The 1,741-nt window shown below is 55.4% G+C and carries 1 rRNA gene; it reads left to right on the forward strand.

Annotated elements, in window-relative coordinates:
- Positions 1 to 188 precede the first annotated feature (188 nt).
- A 16S ribosomal RNA gene (locus tag KK087_RS17115) occupies positions 189 to 1,710 on the forward strand.
- Positions 1,711 to 1,741: the final 31 nt, after the last annotated feature.

Consider the following 1,741-nt stretch of genomic DNA (forward strand, 5'->3'; position numbering starts at 1 on the left):
AGTGCGTCTGGTCCTTGAGAACTCAACAGCGTGCACATTGTCAATGCCAATTTATTGATTGACCTCGTGCCTGGTCGGCTTGCTGACCGGGTCATGAAGCAATTCCTTTTGGATTGAAGATTGTCAGTAGACAGTCAACAGTCAGAATCAACTCGGTCTGATGCCTTCGGGTGTTGGGTCTGTATTTTTTTACGGAGAGTTTGATCCTGGCTCAGGACGAACGCTGGCGGCGTGCTTAACACATGCAAGTCGAACGATGATGCCCAGCTTGCTGGGTGGATTAGTGGCGAACGGGTGAGTAACACGTGAGTAACCTGCCCCTGACTCTGGGATAAGCGTTGGAAACGACGTCTAATACTGGATATGATCACTGGCCGCATGGTCTGGTGGTGGAAAGATTTTTTGGTTGGGGATGGACTCGCGGCCTATCAGCTTGTTGGTGAGGTAATGGCTCACCAAGGCGACGACGGGTAGCCGGCCTGAGAGGGTGACCGGCCACACTGGGACTGAGACACGGCCCAGACTCCTACGGGAGGCAGCAGTGGGGAATATTGCACAATGGGCGAAAGCCTGATGCAGCAACGCCGCGTGAGGGATGACGGCCTTCGGGTTGTAAACCTCTTTTAGTAGGGAAGAAGCGAAAGTGACGGTACCTGCAGAAAAAGCACCGGCTAACTACGTGCCAGCAGCCGCGGTAATACGTAGGGTGCAAGCGTTGTCCGGAATTATTGGGCGTAAAGAGCTCGTAGGCGGTTTGTCGCGTCTGCTGTGAAATCCCGAGGCTCAACCTCGGGCTTGCAGTGGGTACGGGCAGACTAGAGTGCGGTAGGGGAGATTGGAATTCCTGGTGTAGCGGTGGAATGCGCAGATATCAGGAGGAACACCGATGGCGAAGGCAGATCTCTGGGCCGTAACTGACGCTGAGGAGCGAAAGCATGGGGAGCGAACAGGATTAGATACCCTGGTAGTCCATGCCGTAAACGTTGGGCGCTAGATGTAGGGACCTTTCCACGGTTTCTGTGTCGTAGCTAACGCATTAAGCGCCCCGCCTGGGGAGTACGGCCGCAAGGCTAAAACTCAAAGGAATTGACGGGGGCCCGCACAAGCGGCGGAGCATGCGGATTAATTCGATGCAACGCGAAGAACCTTACCAAGGCTTGACATACACCGGAAACGGCCAGAGATGGTCGCCCCCTTGTGGTCGGTGTACAGGTGGTGCATGGTTGTCGTCAGCTCGTGTCGTGAGATGTTGGGTTAAGTCCCGCAACGAGCGCAACCCTCGTTCTATGTTGCCAGCGGGTTATGCCGGGGACTCATAGGAGACTGCCGGGGTCAACTCGGAGGAAGGTGGGGATGACGTCAAATCATCATGCCCCTTATGTCTTGGGCTTCACGCATGCTACAATGGCCGGTACAAAGGGCTGCGATACCGTAAGGTGGAGCGAATCCCAAAAAGCCGGTCTCAGTTCGGATTGAGGTCTGCAACTCGACCTCATGAAGTCGGAGTCGCTAGTAATCGCAGATCAGCAACGCTGCGGTGAATACGTTCCCGGGCCTTGTACACACCGCCCGTCAAGTCATGAAAGTCGGTAACACCCGAAGCCGGTGGCCTAACCCTTGTGGAAGGAGCCGTCGAAGGTGGGATCGGTGATTAGGACTAAGTCGTAACAAGGTAGCCGTACCGGAAGGTGCGGCTGGATCACCTCCTTTCTAAGGAGCATCTGGTCAGTGCTGGTCGCCC

It is taken from the genome of Curtobacterium aurantiacum (genome assembly GCF_018598555.1).
Taxonomy (GTDB): domain Bacteria; phylum Actinomycetota; class Actinomycetes; order Actinomycetales; family Microbacteriaceae; genus Curtobacterium; species Curtobacterium aurantiacum.